At 53.1% G+C, this 19,086-nt stretch carries 15 protein-coding genes and 1 pseudogene; 7 read left to right on the forward strand and 9 right to left on the reverse strand.

From position 1 onward, the window contains the following. Positions 1-52 precede the first annotated feature (52 nt). A complete protein-coding gene (locus VH86_RS20525) occupies positions 53-604 on the reverse strand; it encodes a GNAT family N-acetyltransferase (RefSeq protein WP_045833945.1) in 552 nt (183 codons plus the stop codon). Positions 605-814: 210 nt separating this feature from the next. Here VH86_RS20525 and VH86_RS20530 point away from each other — a divergent pair, with 210 nt between their 5' ends. Together VH86_RS20530 and VH86_RS20535 are read left to right on the forward strand one after the other, a co-directional pair. After that, a complete protein-coding gene (locus VH86_RS20530) occupies positions 815-1,018 on the forward strand; it encodes a hypothetical protein (protein WP_034824993.1) in 204 nt (67 codons plus the stop codon). 140 nt (positions 1,019-1,158) lie between these two features. Beyond that, positions 1,159-1,824: a 4'-phosphopantetheinyl transferase gene (locus VH86_RS20535; RefSeq protein ID WP_231647324.1), complete on the forward strand. Its 666-nt coding sequence runs from the start codon at positions 1,159-1,161 to the stop codon at positions 1,822-1,824. 155 nt (positions 1,825-1,979) lie between these two features. Here VH86_RS20535 and VH86_RS20540 read toward each other — a convergent pair whose 3' ends face one another. The 3 genes from VH86_RS20540 to apbE all read right to left on the reverse strand — a co-directional run bounded on the left by VH86_RS20540 (position 1,980) and on the right by apbE (position 5,412). Beyond that, entirely contained in the window at positions 1,980-3,632 is a 1,653-nt protein-coding gene (locus VH86_RS20540; RefSeq protein ID WP_045833947.1) for a multidrug ABC transporter permease/ATP-binding protein, read from the reverse strand. An 85-nt stretch (positions 3,633-3,717) separates the two neighbouring features. Further along, positions 3,718-4,359 carry a DNA oxidative demethylase AlkB gene (gene alkB / locus VH86_RS20545; protein ID WP_045813626.1) on the reverse strand — a complete coding sequence of 214 codons (642 nt, stop codon included), beginning with the start codon at positions 4,357-4,359 and terminating at the stop codon, positions 3,718-3,720. Positions 4,360-4,374: 15 nt separating this feature from the next. Beyond that, a complete protein-coding gene (gene apbE, locus VH86_RS20550; RefSeq protein WP_156150606.1) occupies positions 4,375-5,412 on the reverse strand; it encodes an FAD:protein FMN transferase ApbE in 1,038 nt (345 codons plus the stop codon). A gap of 399 nt (positions 5,413-5,811) precedes the next feature. Between apbE and VH86_RS25945 the strand changes: the two genes are divergently transcribed. Further along, the gene (locus VH86_RS25945) at positions 5,812-5,964 is read left to right on the forward strand and encodes a hypothetical protein (RefSeq protein WP_197080236.1); all 153 of its coding nucleotides are present in this window, start codon (positions 5,812-5,814) and stop codon (positions 5,962-5,964) included. Positions 5,965-5,966: 2 nt separating this feature from the next. On the opposite strand, the gene VH86_RS20555 is transcribed toward VH86_RS25945, so the two are convergent. Then, entirely contained in the window at positions 5,967-6,422 is a 456-nt protein-coding gene (locus tag VH86_RS20555) for a nuclear transport factor 2 family protein (protein ID WP_197080237.1), read from the reverse strand. A 95-nt stretch (positions 6,423-6,517) separates the two neighbouring features. On the opposite strand from VH86_RS20555, the gene VH86_RS20560 reads away from it, so the two are divergent. Further along, positions 6,518-7,072 (forward strand): TetR/AcrR family transcriptional regulator, encoded by a 555-nt coding sequence (locus VH86_RS20560; RefSeq protein WP_045833950.1) that lies wholly within the window; start codon positions 6,518-6,520, stop codon positions 7,070-7,072. Positions 7,073-7,128: 56 nt separating this feature from the next. Here VH86_RS20560 and ompC read toward each other — a convergent pair whose 3' ends face one another. From ompC to VH86_RS20580, 4 genes and pseudogenes are all read right to left on the reverse strand, one after another. Beyond that, positions 7,129-8,229, reverse strand: coding sequence for a porin OmpC (ompC, locus tag VH86_RS20565; protein ID WP_045833951.1), 1,101 nt, complete (start codon positions 8,227-8,229; stop codon positions 7,129-7,131). 598 nt (positions 8,230-8,827) lie between these two features. Next, positions 8,828-9,997 (reverse strand): annotated as a pseudogene (locus VH86_RS20570) (HlyD family efflux transporter periplasmic adaptor subunit). Then, a complete protein-coding gene (locus VH86_RS20575) occupies positions 9,994-12,126 on the reverse strand; it encodes a type I secretion system permease/ATPase (protein ID WP_045833952.1) in 2,133 nt (710 codons plus the stop codon). Before VH86_RS20575 ends, VH86_RS20570 begins: the two are co-directional and overlap by 4 nt. Before the next feature lie 62 nt (positions 12,127-12,188). Then, on the reverse strand, positions 12,189-13,994 hold the full coding sequence (locus VH86_RS20580) for an Ig-like domain-containing protein (RefSeq protein WP_045833953.1): 1,806 nt from the start codon (positions 13,992-13,994) through the stop codon (positions 12,189-12,191). Between the two features lie 563 nt (positions 13,995-14,557). Between VH86_RS20580 and VH86_RS20585 the strand changes: the two genes are divergently transcribed. Genes VH86_RS20585 through rcsB form a run of 3 tightly spaced genes read left to right on the forward strand, consistent with a single transcriptional unit; the run spans position 14,558 to position 19,045 of the window. Beyond that, on the forward strand, positions 14,558-15,712 hold the full coding sequence (locus VH86_RS20585) for an MFS transporter (protein ID WP_045833954.1): 1,155 nt from the start codon (positions 14,558-14,560) through the stop codon (positions 15,710-15,712). A 23-nt stretch (positions 15,713-15,735) separates the two neighbouring features. Next, a complete protein-coding gene (gene rcsD / locus VH86_RS20590; protein WP_045813693.1) occupies positions 15,736-18,393 on the forward strand; it encodes a phosphotransferase RcsD in 2,658 nt (885 codons plus the stop codon). Position 18,394: 1 nt separating this feature from the next. Continuing rightward, positions 18,395-19,045, forward strand: a complete 651-nt coding sequence (gene rcsB / locus VH86_RS20595) for a response regulator transcription factor RcsB (protein WP_034825012.1) — start codon at positions 18,395-18,397, stop codon at positions 19,043-19,045. Positions 19,046-19,086: the final 41 nt, after the last annotated feature.

The following is a 19,086-nucleotide window of genomic DNA, read 5'->3' on the forward strand; positions in this document are numbered from 1 at the left end:
TTAACTGATCGGCATTAGCCCTTAAGGCTGCTTTTTTGCTTTCTGAAGGCCGCTATCCTTTATTACGCTGCGCCAGCCACTCGTCACGCGTCAGCTCCCAAGTGCCCGCCGGTAACTCGCCCTCAACAAAAGTTTTGCGATAGGTATCCACTAACCGCATGCCGGTGCGTTCCGAGATGCGACGAGAAGCCAGATTATCCATCGCCTTGGGCACACGCAGACACCTCTGGTCGAGATGGATAAACCAGAATTCGGTGACTGCTGCGCAGGCTTCACTCATCAATCCCTGCTTCTGCCATTCAGGCACCAGCCAGAATCCCCGGTTATCTTCCGCCCCCAGACGTAGTGAGATTAAACCAATCAGACTGTTGGGATCAGATCGATGGCGAAGGCTCCAATGCCACGCCTGCCCTGCTTTCATTGCGGGCAGCGCCATGCCCTCAATATATTGACGGGCACCATCAGCGGGATAAGGCCAGGGCACAGAACCTATCAGATGCCGCACGATCTCCCAGCGCGGGAAAACCTGCTGTACCTGAATCGCATCTTCGCTTCGCAGCGGTTGCAGCAGTAAACGGGGCGTTTCCAGACGGGGTATTTCCATGACAACCTCCTTGGTTAACCCATTCAGTATTATCGTAAAACGGCCGGAGTGGGAATGCTTCTGGCAAATAATCAGTCAGTTACCGGAAGCAATCAAAGCGGAGCGGGATCACATTTTTCGTCAAATATGACAGCATTTCATCTGATTGAAACAAAACTGTCATACAGTTTAATTACTCTTATCCTTCCTGTTTTTCGATGGACACTTATTATGGTCATCAAAGCTAAAAACCTGCAGGACGCGGAAGAACTCCTGCATTCAGGTATCAGTAAAGTTGAACTGGCTTACGATATCGGCAGCGACGATTTTTTCCGCCTGGCTTCGCGGTGGTGTGACCGCGGTGCACGTATAACCAAAGGCAACGAGCACTTTGTGGTACAGATCAAAGGCATGTCGATTCCGCCTAATCACTAAACGTGGGTGAGCCGCTTTGGCTTGCTCTTTTCACGGCTGACGGGTAAAAATAGCGTTTTAACCGTCAGCCGTGATGCTTAATGTTTGCTTCTGAAATTCCCCTGGCACTGCCCCCCTCCCCGTTTATTACCGCTGCGGCTATGACAAGCTCTCCACTCCCTATTGCGTGGTGTGAATTTAATCAGCAGGCCTGGCACAGCGATCTGCATCAACACTGGCAACTCCCGCTACCACTGGCGCTACACAGTGCCGTCACCAAGCGTAAAGCTGAGCATTTAGCCAGTCGCTGGCTGGCGCAGCAGATGCTGGCACGCTTCGCGATGCCTGACTTTATCCTGCGAAATGCGCCCGATCGCTCGCCGGTATGGCCAGTGGGGATTCAGGCCTCACTCTCGCATTCGCAGCAAATGGCCGTCATCGCGGCAACGCAGGCGCCCCTCTGTATCGGCGTTGATGTCGAGCAAGTGATGGCAGAACAGACCGCAGAGGAAACGGCGGAGATGCTGATGAGCCATGCAGAGCGTCAACGGTTAGCCGCCGCTGCACTGCCGTTTGCAGCAGCGGCCACTCTGCTGTTTTCGCTGAAAGAGAGTGTCTATAAAGCGTTGTGGCCACAGTTGCATCAGCCGATGGATTTTCTGCAAGCGGAGTTGCTGGAGTGGGATTTGGCGCAAGGCCGCGCCACGGTCACTTTGACGCAGGATTTTTCACGCGAGTTTAACGCCAACACACGGCTGCAGGCGCATTTCTGGCAACGTGGCGACCGCGTTATCACACTGATCGCTCATCCACTGAGCAACCCATAAAAAAACCGGCTCAGAATCAATCTAAGCCGGTGACAACACAAGACGACAGAAGTGTTCCAGGGAGACAGAGACGAGGAATCTCTGTTGAAACTTACCTTACCTGCCTGACAACACCTTGCCCAATAAGGGTTTTTGCTAAGCTATCCCAGTTGACGTTAATGACCCGTGTCAGTGCGCTTTACCGCATCCAGCGTGGCCATGTCACGTTCATTGCCCGTCAGTTCACTCAACTGGCCTTCGCGCATCTCCAGCAAGCGGTCAGCATGGATGAAGTAGTGATCATCATGGCTGATGGCGAATATTGTTTTGCCCGATGCCTGTAGCCAGGGCAGCAATTCACGGTAAAAGATACGACGGAAATGCGGGTCCTGATCCGCAGCCCACTCGTCCAGCAGCAGGATGTCGCGTTCCTCCACCGCCGCCAGAAGCAGTGCCAGTCGCTTACTTTGCCCTTTAGAGAGTTGCAGATTCAGCACCTTATTGCCTTGCAGCTTCAGTTTGTCCTGCATCTTCAGGCGTTCCAGCCACTGCTGCACCAGTCCAGGATTCGCTGGCTGGCCGCCGTGACTGATCAGGCGATCAAACAAATGCACATCGGTAAACACCGCTGAGAAGTGTTTGCGGTAAGCATCGAGGTTATGCCAGTCAACCACTTTGCCATCCAACAGCAAACTGCCTGATTGTGGTTGGTACAGGCCCGTGAGCAGCATCGCCAACGTGGATTTACCGCTGCCGTTGCCACCAATCAGGAACACTAACTCACCACGATGCAGCGTCAGATTAATCGGGCCAACCTGGAAACCGTGATCGCCATAATGGAAGCAGACATCGCGCAGTTCCAGTGTTTGCCAGTCACTCACCTGTGGCAGCGCTTTGAACTGTGCATCGTAAGGCGCGAGATCGAAGGTGTTGATTTTACGGAAGGCGACCTGAGCGCTCAGTAAGGTCGGCAAGGCACCCACCGCAGCCAGCAACGGCGTACGCAGGAACAACAGCGTCAGTGAGTAAGTCGCGGCCACCGCCGTGTTCGCCCAACCCAGCCCATTGGCCATAAAGAACACAATGCCAATTGCACCCAGCATCATGATATTTGACCAGTTAACCGCGCTGAGGTGGAAGGTGTCGGCACGAACGATATGATGACGATAGCTTTTGGCGTTTTCCTGATACACGGTGTCGTAAATCAGTTGAGCACGCTCGCGGTTAAGCTGTAGCTCTTTACGCCCTTCAATGATGGTCTGGAAATCACGGTAAAGGTCGTCTTCGATTTCACGCAGTTTCGCCATGTGTTGATACACACGTGATACCAGCAACCAGCCGCCCACCAGGGTGATGACTAACCACAGCGAGGTCAGCAGCAACATTTTAGGTGACAGCCACGCCAGATAGAGCGCGGAACCCAGGGTAATAATGATGCCCTGAATCAGCTCCGGCAGGCGGACAAAGGCGATGGTGATCGCACGCACATCACTGGTGAGTCCCGCCAGCAGTTGCGCGTTACCTATCTGCTCAATGCGCTCGACGCGCGTATCCAGAATACGCTTGATGAACTCGCCGCGCAGGCGCCAGACAAAGTGATGGCCAAGCTGAGTTAATGCCAGTTGCGAACCCAGCGTCACGGCCATCAGCAGAAACAGCTGCCCCAGAAAACTCGGCAGCACAGAAATCGAGGTATTCACCGCGACGATCAGCTCGTTATTGATATAGGCGATTAAGCCGATGCCGAGCGCGGCGCTTAACAGCGTCAGCAGAATGACGCCAATAAAAGGCCAGCGATACTGGCGATAAACCACATGCAGCAATGCCATTAACAGATTCCGGAGGTCGACCAAGCAGCCTGCAGTTTAATGGTGCTCCGGATGATAGCAAGATTAATTCTCATTCACTGCGCCGTTAATGGGCGCGGCGGAAAGTGAGGTTAAAGCGAAAGGCGCCCGCTGCCGGGTGAATACCGGGTTTGAGCGGCAGAATGCCGTGATAACGCAGGCGTGAGGGGCCGCCCCACACCACGATATCACCGTGCTCCAGCAGCACCCGTTGCGTGGCATCACTGCGCTCAAAACCACCAAACTGGAACACCGCAGGCAGGCCTAATGACACTGAAACAATCGGCTGACGCAAATCCTTCTCGTCCTTATCCTGATGCAAGGTGAGTTTGGCTCCGGGTTCATAGCGGTTGATTAAGCAGGCATCCGGGTTAAAGCCGGAAAAACCCGCTTCCTGTGCGGTTTGTTGCGCCAGCGTGCGGAACAGCGCAGGCATCGGCGGCCATTTGTGCCCACTGGCGTTATCCTGCTCCGTGTATTGGTAGCCGCGCGAATCCGTTGACCAGCCTAAATCGCCACAGTTGGTCATCGCCACCGACATGCGATGTCCACCTGGTGTGATGCGGTGAGCAAATGGATTCTGCCCGGCAATATCTTGTATCGCCGCCAGCAATGCATCCGCATCATCGCGTGCACGGCGCCGTAAAATCACCGCGCCTTCCGCTAACGGTTCCTGCCATGGTGCTTCGTCACTAAACAGATCCAGCATCTGCGCCTCCTGCCGTTATTTGCTTTCCTGATCGATCAGGAAGGATTTGAACTGGGGCGACATCCAGTGCGTAAAGCCGTCCCCCTGCTTGCTGATCAGATAAACCGCCAAATGCTCCTTGAGTGCCAACGCTTGTGCCCGCTCGCTGCCCAGCACCATCAGCCCGGTGTCCCAGCCATCGGCTTCCAGCGCCGTGGTAGCAATCACGGTGGCCGACACCAGTTTATGTTCGATGGGCCGTCCGGTCGCGGGATCGATCACATGTGAAATGCGTTTGCCATCCAGTTCATAATAGTTGCGATAGCTGCCTGAGGTGCTGATACCGTGACCTTGCAGATCAACGCGCGCTTCGACGGCGTTTTCACGATCGGTGGGTTTCTGGATTGCCACACGCCAGGGTTGATTGTTGGCATTCTGCCCACGGGTTAGCACTGCGCCCCCCACCGACACCAGATAGTCGGTAATACCCTGCTGCTCCATCAGTCGTGCCAGATGATCGGTGGCGTATCCCTCCCCCATAGTCGAAAGATCGACATCCAGCGCGGGCAGATCTTTCTGCAACCACTGTCCATCCACACTCAGGATCACATGCAAATGTTGTAAGCCAGTTTGCGCTTTCGCTGCATCAATTTGCGCCTGGCTCGGGGTGTGCACAGGCTGTTTCGTGGGTCCGAACCCCCACAAATTGACCAGCGGGCCGACGGTGATATCCATCGCGCCCCCGGTTTTATTGCCGATGCGCAAGGCTTCAACCACGATATCGGCCATATCCGCGCTCACCGGCTGTGGCTGATTACCTTGATATTGATTGAAGCGCGACAGCACCGAATCCTTTTTCCAGGTAGAGAGCTCATGATCATCGCGATCAAGCTGCTGCTGAATAGCCTGCTGCAAAGCGGCCTGGCGCTGAGGATCCACGCCCGCCAGACTGACGCGCCACTGGGTGCCCATGATTTTCCCCTCTAATACCAGTGCGCTGCGGGATGCTTGCTGATCGCAACCGGTTAACGCACCGGCCAGCGCACCAATTAGCAGAATATTCTTAATACTCATCACTTCCTCATCTGTAACCCATTAATTCATCCTGTTTCAAAGCATAAATCGCTTGTAAAACAGGCTAAAGCTGCTTGATGTTCATACCAGACTGGCAGAGGATTAAGCCTTCAAGCCCCTAACCGCACAGGAGCGACTGATGATTTTTATGATTCTCGCTGTATCCGCCGTTCTGTTCATCTTCGGGACTTTCCGCTGCTGGCAGCACTACCGCCATCGACTGATTCAGCATTACCCCTCGCGCAAACGTTAAATTTTTGCACCATGGAATCATGATATGCACCGCTTCAGCGCTGCCGGAGTGTAGCAAATTAGATTGAGGCCGCGTGGCGCTGAGAGCGGTGACCTGGCATGAATTCTGCACCGTTGAGACTGAGTTGAATATCAGCGAGGTGCAAAATGGACAAGACAAAAACACAACAAACCTGGCAACACTGGTTGCGCTTCTCAGCGTTTACGCTGGCAGGCGTCGCGATGGAAGGCGGCGTACCGACGCAGAATACGTCGGCGCCACCTGCGCCAAAAGCCAAAAAATGGCGCACAATTTCGTAACGTTACAAACCCAGCTCGCTCAGGCCCGGATGGTCATCCGGGCGTCTTCCTGCCGGCCAGTGAAACAGACGCTGCTGCGCCGTTATCGGTAAATCATTGATACAGGCAAAGCGTTGAATCATCAACCCATCTGCCCCAAAGTGCCAGTTTTCGTTGCCGTAGCTGCGAAACCAGTTGCCGCTATCATCCTGCCATTCATAAGCAAATCGAACAGCGAGCTTATCTTCGTGCCACGCCCAAAGTTCTTTGATCAGACGATAGCTCAACTCTTTTGCCCACTTGCGCTGTAAAAATGCCACGACGTCAGCGCGCCCATTGACGAATTCACTACGATTACGCCAGCGCGTCTCTTCACTGTAAACCTGAGATACCCGCTGTGGATCGCAGCTGTTCCAGGCATCTTCCGCCATGCGCACTTTTTCTAAAGCCGTCTGGTGATTAAACGGGGGAACCAGCATATTTTCTCTCCTGAGTATGTAGACAGATCTGTCTACTTGATTCATCCTGCCGTATGTAGACAATTCTGTCTACACCAAATTTCAGGAATGTATTGATGCTGGAACCTCTGGTTTTTGACGCAAGTGCCGCCGCGCGCGATCGCATCCTGCTCAGCGCACAGCAACTGTTCTACCAACAAGGCATTCGTGCCACAGGCATAGACAAGATCATCGCTGCGGCTGGCGTCACGAAAGTGACCTTCTATCGCCATTTTCCGGCGAAAAACGCGCTCATTCTGGCTTTTTTGCAAACGCGCCATCAGCGCTGGATGAGCGCCTTTCGCAGCGCGTTGGCGCAACACGAGGATCTGGTCGATGCCCTGCCCGCCGCGCTGCTGAGCTGGTTTAACGATGACGACTATCGCGGCTGTGCATTTATCAATACGGCAGCAGAATTGGGCAATACCTTGCCGGAAGCCAGCCTGCTGATTCGCCAGCATAAACAGGAAATGGCCCAGGCCATCGCTGATAAATTGCCAACCGAAATTCAGGACAAAACCGCACCGATTGTGCTGTTGGTCGATGGGGCTATTGTGCAGGTACAGATTGGGGAAGAGGCAGAGGAGATCGTGCAGGTATTACGAAGTGCGCTAACGTCATTGCTGCAGTAGCGGCGGCCCGAAGGCCGCCGAAGGGCGAACAGTGGTACGCCCTACCAGGCTGCAACTTAGAACTGGTAAACCAGACCCAGTGCCACAATGTCGTCGGTGTTGATGCCGGATGCATTGGTGAAGTTGTTGTCGTCCAGCAGGTTGATCTGGTAATCAACATAGGTCGACATGTTTTTGTTGAAGTAGTAAGTCGCACCCACATCAACATATTTTTTCAGGTTCTGATCGCCGTAGTTCTGCACGTTGCCACGAGAAGAGACGAACGCCAGGGAAGGACGCAGACCGAAGTCGAACTGGTACTGTGCCACCAATTCCCAGTTATCCGCTGTATCTGCGAAACCATAAGAGGTCGCATCGCTTGAACCAAAGCGCGTCGCGTTGTACGAACGGGTGTACATCGCGGCCAGATACACGTTGTTGGCGTCATATTTCAGGCCGCCAGTGTAAGCAGAAGCTTTGTCACCACGACCAAGGATAGCGCCGGTGTTCTGATTATTAGTACGGTCAGACTGGAACATCGCTGCACCAATGCCGAAACCGGAACCGATGTCATAAGTGGTGCTCAGGCCGTAACCATCACCGTTCTCACCCAGCACATCACGGCCGCTAGAGGATTCAGTTGGGTTATCGTTTTTGCCCTGATACTGGACCGCAAAGTTCCAGCCATCCACCAGGCCAAAGAAATTGGTGTTGCGGTAGGTAGCCATGCCGTTACCGCGCTGGAACAGGTAGTTGTCCGCGCCGTAGGTATCGCCACCGAACTCTGGCAATACGTCAGTCCAGCCAGAAACATCATAGATCACGCCATAGTTACGACCGTAATCGAATGAACCGGCATCACCGAATTTCACACCGGCAAAACCGACACGCGTAAAGCTGTTGGCGGTGCCTTCGTTTTCAGAGGTGTTCAGTGCAGCCTGGTATTCCCACTGGCCATAACCGGTCAGTTGGTCTGTGACCTGAGTTTCACCTTTGAAGCCGAAACGCAGGTAAGACTGATCACCGTCAGAACCTGAGTTGTCGGAGAAATAGTGCAGACCATCGACTTTACCGTAGAGGTCTAATTTGTTGCCATCTTTGTTGTAAATTTCAGCTGCGCTTGCTGAACCTGCAACCAGCAATGCAGGGATCATCAGGGAGAGAACGCGACGTTTCATTTTATTACCCTCTTTAATGTGCCTTTATTTATGCCACTGCAAACTGAACGATTAAAAATTCAGCCGGCAAGCCATTGTTATTTTATACGGGGCAATAATCTATCACGAAAATGATACTAAATTTCCAAAAGTGTTTCATAATATTTAATAGTTATTTCTAAATGTAAATATCGTGGAACTTATAACCAGCACAGATCAACAAAAAATATAGCACACATTGATAAACCATTTTTTTAATGTTTAATTTCAATTATTTAAATACAATGCAATGCCGCACTGAATGACAAAACTTAAATCTACTCAGCGCATACAATTACTCCCGCTATCATCATTTATTTCATTATTACCTTCATTCACCCCGAATGAGTTGTTTTACCCTAATTCCCGCCGGACATGTTTGTCCGGCATTTTTTTGCCTGCGATTCGCACCTTCCCTTCTTATACCAAGTAAAGTTAGTTTTACGGGTTAAATTAACACCAACTTATTTTCACATTATTTGTTTATTTTCGCACTTTTTGTTCATTGCTTAGCCATAAAAGGGCAATGTTAATTTCCGCCAGTAACAAAGATCGCTGAAATATTATCCGGCCCGTATATTTAACGCTCTCTGAGAGATTCTTTAGCTTTATTCAGCGGCTTAAGAAGATAATCCATCACGGTTTTCTGACCGGTTTTTATCTCAACATCAGCCACCATACCGGGCATGATGGCAAATTTCTGACCTTGAGGGCTGAAGAGTTCAGCTTTTTGCGTTCTGACATACACCCGGTAATAGTATTGCTCGTGTTTAACCTCGTCCTGTAAGGTATCCGGTGACACGTTTTCCACTTCGCCTTTCAAATCACCATAGATAGCCGCATCATAAGCCGTTACCTTGACCACCGCCGGCAAGCCAGGCCGAATGTAGCCGATATCACGCGGAATGATGCGGGTTTCGATCAGCAATTGATCCTCCAGCGGGACGATTTCCATCAACTTGCTACCTGGCTCCAACACACCTCCGACGGTCGTCACGCGAATGTCTTTTACAATGCCATGCACAGGTGAAAGCAACGCGGTGCGCGCTAACTGATCCTGTTTACCCGCTGCGACCTGTTGCTGGGCATCCAGTTCACCGTCATTCTTGACCTGTTCCTCGTGGGCCCGGACATAATAGTCATTGCGCACTTCATCAATTTTGCCCTGCAAATCACTGACCTGACGGCGTAAACGAATAAGGTCCACTTTGCCCGCCGCCCCGCGCAACACCAGCGGTTGCGTGATATTGAGCTCATCCTGCACCAGCTTTAATGACTGCTGCAGATTGCGAAGACTTTCGGTGAGATTCTGCCGTCGTGACTAGTAAAGCTGAGTTTCACGCGCCACTAGCTGAGGATGTTGTAGGATATCCGCACTAAAAGTCAGCGGCTTATCGTTCAGTTCGGCTTGCAGCCGCTGCGCGGAGGCGCGCAACATGCGCACACGAGCAATGGCTTCGCCGAAGCTGGAAGCAAAGCGAGTTGCGTCTAATGTCGCCAGCACCTGCCCACGCTCAACAATACTGCCTTCATGCACATTGAGCTGTTTGATAATGCCCCCGTCGAGGCTGTCGATCACCTGGGCACGGCTTGAAGGGATCACTTTGCCAGAGCCCACAGTGACCTCATCAAGCACGGCGAAGTGGGCCCACACCAGAAACAACAGCAGCGTGAGTGTACACACCCAGATAATCGCGGAGGTTTTACGCTCACGCTGAGCCAGGGTTTGATTCACCATCGCCCGATTCATGCCGCACCGCCTTTCATGCCCACTGCATGGCGTAATATCTCCTCACGAGCACCATCGGCCACAATACGTCCGTTATCCATCACCACAATCCGCTCCACCATCCGCAGCAGCGCTGGGCGATGGGTGACCAACACCAGCGTGCGGTCCGTCATCCACTGAGACAACTGACGAATCACCTGCGCTTCCAGCGCCTCATCCATCGCCGCGGTGGGTTCGTCCAGCAGCACCACCTGAGGCTGTCGCAAGATTAATCGACTGAGCAGTATCATTTGCCGTTGCCCACCCGATAAGCCGCGCCCACCTTCCTGAATCACCCGATCAAGACTCGCGGCATCTTGTTGCACCATCGCCAGCGCCCCGCTGATGCGCAACGCTTGCAGCATCTCCTGTTCACTCGCATGGGGATTACCGAGTAGCAAATTCTGACGTAGCGTCCCAAAAAACAAACGCGCATCCTGGGACAACCAACCCAGTTGGCGGCGCAGATCGATGGGATCAATCCCCGCCATATCCACACCATCTACCCAGACCCTACCCTGCGTCGCTCGCGCCTGACCGGCCAACATTTTCAGCAGCGTCGATTTTCCCGCCCCCACTTTGCCGAGAATCGCCACCCGCTCACCGGGATGAATCTCCAACTGCGCAATATTCAGGACGCTCAGGTGACTTTCTTCTTCATAGCGATAGCGCACATCTTGCAACTTGAAGTGGCCTCTCAACACGGGGCTGTGCGCAAGACTTTGGTGCTCCGGGCGGTCGAGTGGTTTTTGCAGCAGTGCATCGAGCCCTTTCATGGCGGATTTAGCATGCTGCCAGCGGGAAAACACCATGGTGAGTTGCATGAGTGGCGCGAGAGTACGTGAAGAGAGCAAACTACTGGCCACCAGCGTACCCGTCGTAATCTGGTTGTTTAAAATCAGGTAGACACCAAAGACCAGCATGCTGGCATAGGTGAGCTGTTGCACGCTGGCCGCCCACCCGGTTAAGCGCGCTCCCCAAAGCCGTTGCTGATTGCTCACGGCGGCACTGACTTCGTGCGTTTGCTCCCACTGACGTTGAAAATAGGGTTCCGCTTGCAGCGCTTTAATATCTTCTACACCTTCCAACGTTTCCACCAATACCGCCTGACGCAACGCCCCCTCACGGAGACCTTCCTGTGCCAGGCGTGCCATCGGAATTTGTATCAGTAAACCGGGGATCACAATCAGCGGGATAGCCAGCAGTGGAATGATCACCAGCCAGCCGCCGATTGACGCCATGATGAATAAAAACAGCAGCACAAAAGGAAGATCGGCGGCCGCCCCCACGGTGGTAGAGGTCAGCAGTTCTCGAACCTGATCGATTTCACGCAGTTGCGCAATAAATGCGCCAGTGGATCGGGGGCGCGCCTCATTACGGATGTTCATGGCGCGTGCGAACAGCATCGAAGAAAGCCTTAAGTCGATACGCTTCCCCATGAGATCCGCCACTTGAGTACGCATTAAGCGAATCAGATACTCGATGCCTACTGCCAGCAACACCCCCGAGAAGAGCACCCACAAAGTGGATTGCGATTGCGCCGGGATAACCCGGTCATAGACCTGCATTGAAAACAGAATCCCGGCCAGTGCCAGCACATTTCCGACCACGGAAGCCAGGCTGATTTCGACGATACGCCGCTGCATGCCTCGAAAATGTTGCCAGAACCAATGCGGCTGATAGGGCTGCATAAACTCATCGATGCGTTGGTCACGCCCGCGGGCCGCCACACCGATGACACCGACTTCCGGTAGGCTCTGCGCCAGTAACTCGCTGAGTTGACCTTCGCGTATGACATTACCGCCTTCACTTAACCAGTAACGCACCTCTCCCGCGTGATTGATCTCTTCCAGCAACGCAATCCCACCGTTATTTAGCATCAATAATATGGGCGTGACGTCGGGTCCCCAGCGCAGTTGCTGCTGTGTCGCAGAGGTACAGTGCAGGCCAAGCAACTCGGCCATGCGCGCTAATTGTTGCAGCGGCGCCAGATGCGCAAACCAGCGCATCTGCTGCTGTAACCTAAGGTGGTCAGCGGTTTTACCCAAATGCGCGGCGGCACGCAGCATGGCAGCGATAAGATTGTCGCTGAGATTCGGTTGTGAGTTCATCCCTGGAATTTCCTTGAAAGGAATAAAGAAAGCGCCCGCTGTTGCCACGGGCGACGAATGCCTTACACCATGGTTTGTGCGGTGTGCTGCTGTTGCAGATGATCGGCGAGGGTATATCCGCTATCGCTGGCACTGTAGTGGGTGTCCAATGTCCGACTGACCGCCGCATCGCTTGGCTGGCTACTGTGGCTGGCGCCACTCTCACTAAGATTGACCAGCAAGGCATCCACCTGCTCACTGCTCAGGCTGGCGTTGCTGTCGTGGCTTTCCACCGCCACAGGCTGACTCGCACTGGCCACATTGCCGGCTTTATCCTGCGCGCTGGCTTTCATCTGATAACTGCCGTCATCCAGCGTCGCCAACTGGCCCGCCAGAACAGTGAATGACCAACTGCCATCCGCTTTCACCGTGGCGCTGTAGCTTTGGTCACCTAAGCTGACGGTCACTATACTTCCCTGATCAAGATGCGTACTGGTGCCCTGAATCAGGTGCCATGTATTCACGTCTGCGGCATCAATCACACCATCATCGAAAGGTTGATTGAGCGTCAGGGTCGGCAACTGATGGGTTGCAACAGTGAAAAGCGTGTCGATGGTTTGCGTATCATGATTGCCATACTGATCGGCTTGCGCGGCAATAGCAGAGACGGCCCCGTCTGGCAGCGCCTGCAAATCGGCTGCGCTGAGCGTCACCATGCCATCGACAGGCGTGTAGGTTTTGCCGTTAATGGTGAGTTGATTAATATTTTCGGTATAGAAACTCAGATCGTGCTGCGCTTCGGCAAAATTCAGTGTGGTATCGCCACCGATATCGATCTCGTAATAGATATCGGGCAACTGGGTGACCACATGGAGTTCCAGCAGGGCATCGGTACTGTTATTCGCGGCATCGCTGGCATATACACGCACTTCACCTGGTGCGATGAAACTGGCGACCTCAGCAGCGGGGATAGTGACCTGCCAATGACCATCACTCCCTACCTGTGCCTGATAGACGGCATCGCCGCTGCATACGCTCACTTGCTGTCCCGGAGCCAGCACCGATAAGCTGCCGCTCAACGTCAGATCGCTTTGGCTTTCCTCTTTATTGATCACGTTGTCATCGGTGACGCTATCGAAGCTGATCTCCGGCAAGCTACTGGCGTGCGTGATTAAGGTGAGATCGTGCTGCGTGGAGGTGGTTTTGCCATTTGGATCGATTGCGCTGACCTTCAGTGTGTACACGCCATCCTGGAAATCGTGTAAATCATCCGCACTGATAGAGGCACGCCAGTTACCGTTCGCGCTGACATCACCAAGATACGTTTTGTCACCTAATGTCAGCGTGACATGGCTGCCAGTCGGCATATGGGTAGACGTACCGCGGATCACCAGATCGTAAACCCCTTCGGAGACACTCACCGCGTTATCTTCGCTTACTGGGTTCAGCGTCAACGTGGGTTTGATACTTTTATCGACATAAACGCCAAAACCGACCTGGGTATCGGTGCTGTTACCCGCTTTATCGGTGATGGTCATCGTCAGGCTATAGTTCCCGTCGGCCAGCCCACTTAATACCGATGGCGGCATGGAAGCGTTCCAGTATCCCCACTGATTCACCGTACTGGTCCAGCTCTGATCGTTGAAGGTTAAGGTGACGGTTGCGCCAGGCTCTGATTCGGCTCGACCACGCAGATGGATGTTGTTGTTCGCCTCCCAGGCCGCTATGACACCATCCTGTGCGACGGGCTCATAGGGACGCAGTGCTGCGGGTGGCGTGGTATCGACGCTGAGCGTTTGCAAAGCGACTGATTCGTCAGCGACCGGATAAAGCGTCGCGGCTGACTGAAGAATCGCAGTCAGTGGTAAATCATTTTGAGATGAAGACATGGGTAACCTCATTGCAGGAAAACTTTCGCGCCAGTGATTAAACCCACTAATGGTTTAAGCGTACCGGCACGCCTTGTAGGCCACATTAAAATGGCCCGTTTCGCCTGATGAAAACGGGTTACCCGCAGGTAACAAGGAGTGAATTAAGGCACAGCAAAAAGTCCCCCCTGAGGGAGAAATAAAAACGATCTCGCTTTAATCCGCTTAATTAGCCGGGATGGTGCTTAACATATCGGTTTTATCTGGTCGCTGCCTACTGGCGAAAATCTGGAAAGAATAACTTTGCGGGCGCGCCAGAAAATCAGTGTGGAGGCCGCCTGCGAAGCGGCTTGTATCATCAGTATACTGCAACTATCAGAAGAGGAAATTTTAGTTAAGTCACTCCAGAAATGATTGGCCGCTGCCAGGAAAGTTCTGGAAAAGCGCAACGCCAGATAAAATATCGGTAATATGCCTGTTTCTGGCGATCATCACAGGCGAACCGATCGGTTCCCGGCAGCGGTGCGATGCCAGCTTTGATGCTAAACTTCGTCGCTTTAATAGCTAATGAAAAAATAACTTTTATGACAGCACTGGACGCCGCACAGCACAACAACTTACATCAGCGTGTCAATATGGGGACGCGTATCGTTTTCCTGATTGCCGGACTTTGCATGTCAGCATGGGCGCCATTGGTTCCCTTTGCCAGCCAGCGTCTGGCACTGAGCGGCGCATCCTTAGGTGGGCTGCTGCTGTGTCTCGGTGTGGGGTCACTGGCGGCGATGCCGATCACCGGTGCGTTAATCGCCCGAGTGGGCGGTCGTCGTGTGATGTTATGTTCCACGTTAGTGGTGCTGGCGATCCTGCCACTGCTCACTCTGTTAAATGTGATGTGGTTGATGGCTGCGGCACTGATGATCTTCGGTGCCGGGTTAGGCATGCTGGATGTCGCCATGAATGTGCAGGCCGTTGAAGTGGAGAAAGCTGCACGCAAGCCGATGATGTCGGGTTTCCATGGCTTCTTCAGCCTTGGCGGGATTATTGGTGCCGGTAGCGTCAGTTTGTTGCTGGCCAGTGGTCTCTCTCCCCTGCATGCCGTCGCGGTGGTGATGGTGTTAATCGTGGTGCTGCTGGTGATCAGCCTGCCAACGTTAATGACTGAACGGTTGCATCAGCCGGATCAACCCTGGCTGGTGATCCCACGCGGTTGGGTCGCCTTCCTGGGGTTACTGTGCTTCATTCTGTTTTTGGCAGAAGGCGCGGTGCTCGACTGGAGCGCACTGCTGTTACTGCAAAACACAGAGATGGACGTAGCACATGCGGGATTGGGCTATGCCATCTTCTCCGTGGCGATGACAATCGGCCGTCTCACCGGTGATAAAGTCATTCAACGTTTTGGCCGCTATCCCGTCATGGTCACGGGTGCGTTAGCCGCTGCAGCGGGTATGACGCTGGCGGTGCTACTGCCGTGGCCACAGGTTGCACTGCTGGCTTTCCTGCTGGTGGGATTCGGCTTAGCCAACACCGTGCCAATGCTATTTAATGCAGCTGGGAATCAACACGATATGCCGTCGAATCTGGCGATTTCTGCCATGACAACATTAGGCTATGCAGGTATTCTTTCAGGTCCGGCTTTAATCGGATTTATTTCCCAGTGGCTCAGTTTGAGTGGCGCATTTTTATTGATCGCCCTACTGCTGCTGGCCGTTGCCGCCAGTGCTCGCCTGGTGGCGCGCTAATCGCAGGATCCTGAGACACTATGCTGCCTTACAAATTTCCGCTGACCTCGGGTAACGTCACCCGCTTCTTCGTGGTGTTCAACCTGGTGCTGTTTCTGGCACTGGGTGCCATGGTACACAACAGCGTTAACGCCTGGATTACTGAGAAGCGTTACGCGATGACCGATTTAGCGCGTGCAGTACAAAAACGTATCGATGCCTCGCGTTTCGCGACCTGGCAGATTTATGAAAATCTCGCCACCAGTGCGGCCGGATCTGCGCCCAATGCCAATCTGCTGGAAACCCGCCTGCGCCCGGATGTTTATTATCTGGAAAAGACGCGCCGTAAAACGGAAGCGCTGATCTTTGGCTCGCACGATAGCAGCACGCTGGATATGACGATGCGCATGTCCAATTACCTCGATACGCTGTGGGGCGCTGAGAATCCCACCTGGTCGATGTATTTCCTGAATGGTCAGGACAACAGCCTGATCATGATCTCGACGCTGCCGTTAAAAGACATGGCAACGCGTTATAAAGAGAGCGCCATCAATACACTGGTCGACAGCCGTCGCGCTGAGATGTTGCAACAGGCAAATGCGCTGGACGAACGTGAAAGCTTTTCACCGCTGCGCCATTTCGCCTGGCAGAACGATCACTACTTCACCCTGCGTACGACCTTCAACCAGCCTGGTCACCTCGCCACGGTGGTCGCTTTTGATCTGCCGATCAACGATTTGATCCCACACAGCATGCCGCTGGAAAACTTTCAGTTAATTCAGGATGCCACGCAGTCTTCCAGTACCAGTGGCGACGATTCCACCAGCGAAACCACTCATGTGTCGCTGGCGAATCCCAATCTCGAAATTGCGGCGTCACTGCCCAGCACGTCGTTACAGCTGGTCTATCGCGTGCCGCTCACCAGCCTCGCTATCGATACTCTGCACAACCTGATGTGGCCGCTGTTGATCAATCTGGTGCTGCTGTTGCTGTCCATTGCCGGTATCACCTTATTGCGCCAACAATCATTGCGCCCGAATGAGAACCAAAGCGCCGAATTAGATTCGCTGCGCATGCTGAATGAAGAGATTGTTGCGAGCCTGCCGGTGGGTTTGCTGGTGTATGACTTCGCCACCAATCGCACTCTGTTAAGCAACAAAATTGCCGAGCATCTGTTGCCCCATCTGAACCTGCAGAAAATCATCAATATGTCCGATCAGCATCAGGGCGTGCTGCAGGCCACCATCAACAACGAGGTGTATGAGATACGCCACGCCCGTAGCGTTCTGTCACCGCATACTCAACTGTTTATGATGCGCGATCAGGATCGTGAATTGCTGGTGAATAAAAAGCTGCAGAAGGCACAGCAGGTGTTGGATCGTAATCATCAGATGCGTCAGCAGTTGATGCAAAATCTCGGTCACGCCCTCAACCGTCCGCTTGAGAGCATGGTGGCGCAACTGGTGCAACTCAGCCAGCGTGATGACGATGAAAGCGTGCTGGATTTGCTGGATGAAAGCCAGGGACTGTCTCGTTTGGTCGATGACATTGTGTTGCTGAACCGCCTGGAAGCACATGACTGGTCGCCGGATGCCAGCGTGTTCAATTTGCAGGAGTTGCTGGACGACATCGCGCTGGAAAGCCTACCGCTGATGCGCCGTAAAGGGTTGGCGCTGGTGGTCAACAACCATCTGGCGAACGACGAGATGCGCTTTGGCGATCGCCGTGCACTGCGCAAAGTCCTGACCACCCTGATGCACTATGCGCTAACCACCACGCAGTGGGGCAAGATTACGCTGGAGATTAAAGCCAGCGAGAACAAACCCAACTCAGTGCTGCTGCAACTGGTGGATACCGGCTCCGGCCTGAGCGTCGATGAGCTGGCGAATGTTGATTTCCCGTATCTGGGCGAAACCACCCAGGATCGTTACGGCCAGGCCTCTGGCATGGCATTTTTCCTCTGCAAGCAGCTGTGCAAGCAGATGGGTGGCCAGCTGGAGATCATCGCCAAGCCCGATATCGGCACGCGCTATAATATTCAGCTGCCCCTCGCGCTGGAACTGCAGGGTGAGCAGGAAGAGAAACTGCTGGAAGGCGTGACCGCGCTGGTTGATATCGCCGTCGAAGATGTGCACAAAATTGTTTGCCGCCAGTTAGAAAACTGGGGAGCGAATTGCCTGACCTCTGACGAACGTTTATCCGGTCAGGATCATGATGTGCTGATCACTGACGATCCCGCCCGCCTCAATGGCTGGGCCCTGCTATTAGCCGGTGACGAAATGGGTCACCACGCATTGAACGATCAGCAATACCGGGTCAATTTCAATCTCAGCAATGCGCTGCTTGACGCGCTGCTGGCACTGATTGAAAAGCAAATGGCTCATGATTTGATGGAGGAAAGTAGTGAAGATGAGGCTGCCACGCCGTTAATGAGCGGAGGCTATTTTCAGCTGTTTACCGAGACAGTACCGCCTGATGTGAAGAGACTGTATACTGAGGCAGCGGAGAAGGATTATCCCTCGCTTGCTCAGACTGCACATCGCCTGAAAGGCGTGTTCGCCATGCTAAATCTGGTTCCAGGTAAACAGCTTTGTGAAGAGTTAGAACATCACATAAAACTATGTGAAGATTTAACCATTATAAATACCACCAGTGAAATTGACGCATACGTCAACCAACTGCTGCAGCAAGGTAACCCATAAGATGAATAACCTGAATGTAATTATTGCCGATGACCATCCGATTGTTCTGTTCGGTATCCGTAAGTCTCTGGAACAGATCGAATGGGTCAACGTTGTAGGTGAGTTTGAAGACTCAACAGCACTGATTAACAGCTTGTCCAAACTGGATGCTAACGTTCTGATTACCGATCTCTCTATGCCTGGCGAGAAATACGGTGATGGCATCACACTGATTAAGTACATCAAACGTCACTATCCGGATCTATCAATTATCGTTCTGACCATGAACAATAACCCAGCGATTCTGAGCGCCGTATTGGATCTGGATATCGAAGGGATTGTACTGAAGCAAGGTGCACCCACCGATCTGCCAAAAGCGCTGGCAGCCCTGCAGAAAGGCAAAAAATATACGCCTGAAAGCGTGGCGAAACTGCTGGAAAAAATCAGTGCTGGCGGTTACGGAGACAAACGTCTGTCGCCGAAAGAGAGTGAAGTTCTGCGCCTGTTTGCAGAAGGTTTCCTGGTAACGGAAATCGCTAAAAAACTGAACCGCAGTATCAAAACCATCAGTAGCCAGAAGAAATCGGCGATGATGAAGCTCGGGGTGGAAAATGATATCGCCCTGCTGAATTACCTCTCTTCCGTGAGCGCGACTCAGGTTGAAAGAGATTAAAAAGTCAAAAAGGCGCACTTCGTGAAGTGAACCCCGAAAGT

The organism is Pantoea sp. BL1 (assembly GCF_000963985.1).
Lineage (GTDB): Bacteria > Pseudomonadota > Gammaproteobacteria > Enterobacterales > Enterobacteriaceae > Pantoea > Pantoea rwandensis_B.

Coding starts and splice junctions, on each gene's coding strand:
- VH86_RS20525 (WP_045833945.1), bottom strand. CDS start 604: ATGGAAATACCCCGTCTGGAAACGCCCCGTTTACTGCTGCAACCGCTG.
- VH86_RS20530 (WP_034824993.1), top strand. CDS start 815: ATGGTCATCAAAGCTAAAAACCTGCAGGACGCGGAAGAACTCCTGCAT.
- VH86_RS20535 (WP_231647324.1), top strand. CDS start 1,159: ATGACAAGCTCTCCACTCCCTATTGCGTGGTGTGAATTTAATCAGCAG.
- VH86_RS20540 (WP_045833947.1), bottom strand. CDS start 3,632: ATGGCATTGCTGCATGTGGTTTATCGCCAGTATCGCTGGCCTTTTATT.
- alkB (WP_045813626.1), bottom strand. CDS start 4,359: ATGCTGGATCTGTTTAGTGACGAAGCACCATGGCAGGAACCGTTAGCG.
- apbE (WP_156150606.1), bottom strand. CDS start 5,412: ATGAGTATTAAGAATATTCTGCTAATTGGTGCGCTGGCCGGTGCGTTA.
- VH86_RS25945 (WP_197080236.1), top strand. CDS start 5,812: ATGGACAAGACAAAAACACAACAAACCTGGCAACACTGGTTGCGCTTC.
- VH86_RS20555 (WP_197080237.1), bottom strand. CDS start 6,422: ATGCTGGTTCCCCCGTTTAATCACCAGACGGCTTTAGAAAAAGTGCGC.
- VH86_RS20560 (WP_045833950.1), top strand. CDS start 6,518: ATGCTGGAACCTCTGGTTTTTGACGCAAGTGCCGCCGCGCGCGATCGC.
- ompC (WP_045833951.1), bottom strand. CDS start 8,229: ATGAAACGTCGCGTTCTCTCCCTGATGATCCCTGCATTGCTGGTTGCA.
- VH86_RS20575 (WP_045833952.1), bottom strand. CDS start 12,126: ATGAACTCACAACCGAATCTCAGCGACAATCTTATCGCTGCCATGCTG.
- VH86_RS20580 (WP_045833953.1), bottom strand. CDS start 13,994: ATGTCTTCATCTCAAAATGATTTACCACTGACTGCGATTCTTCAGTCA.
- VH86_RS20585 (WP_045833954.1), top strand. CDS start 14,558: ATGACAGCACTGGACGCCGCACAGCACAACAACTTACATCAGCGTGTC.
- rcsB (WP_034825012.1), top strand. CDS start 18,395: ATGAATAACCTGAATGTAATTATTGCCGATGACCATCCGATTGTTCTG.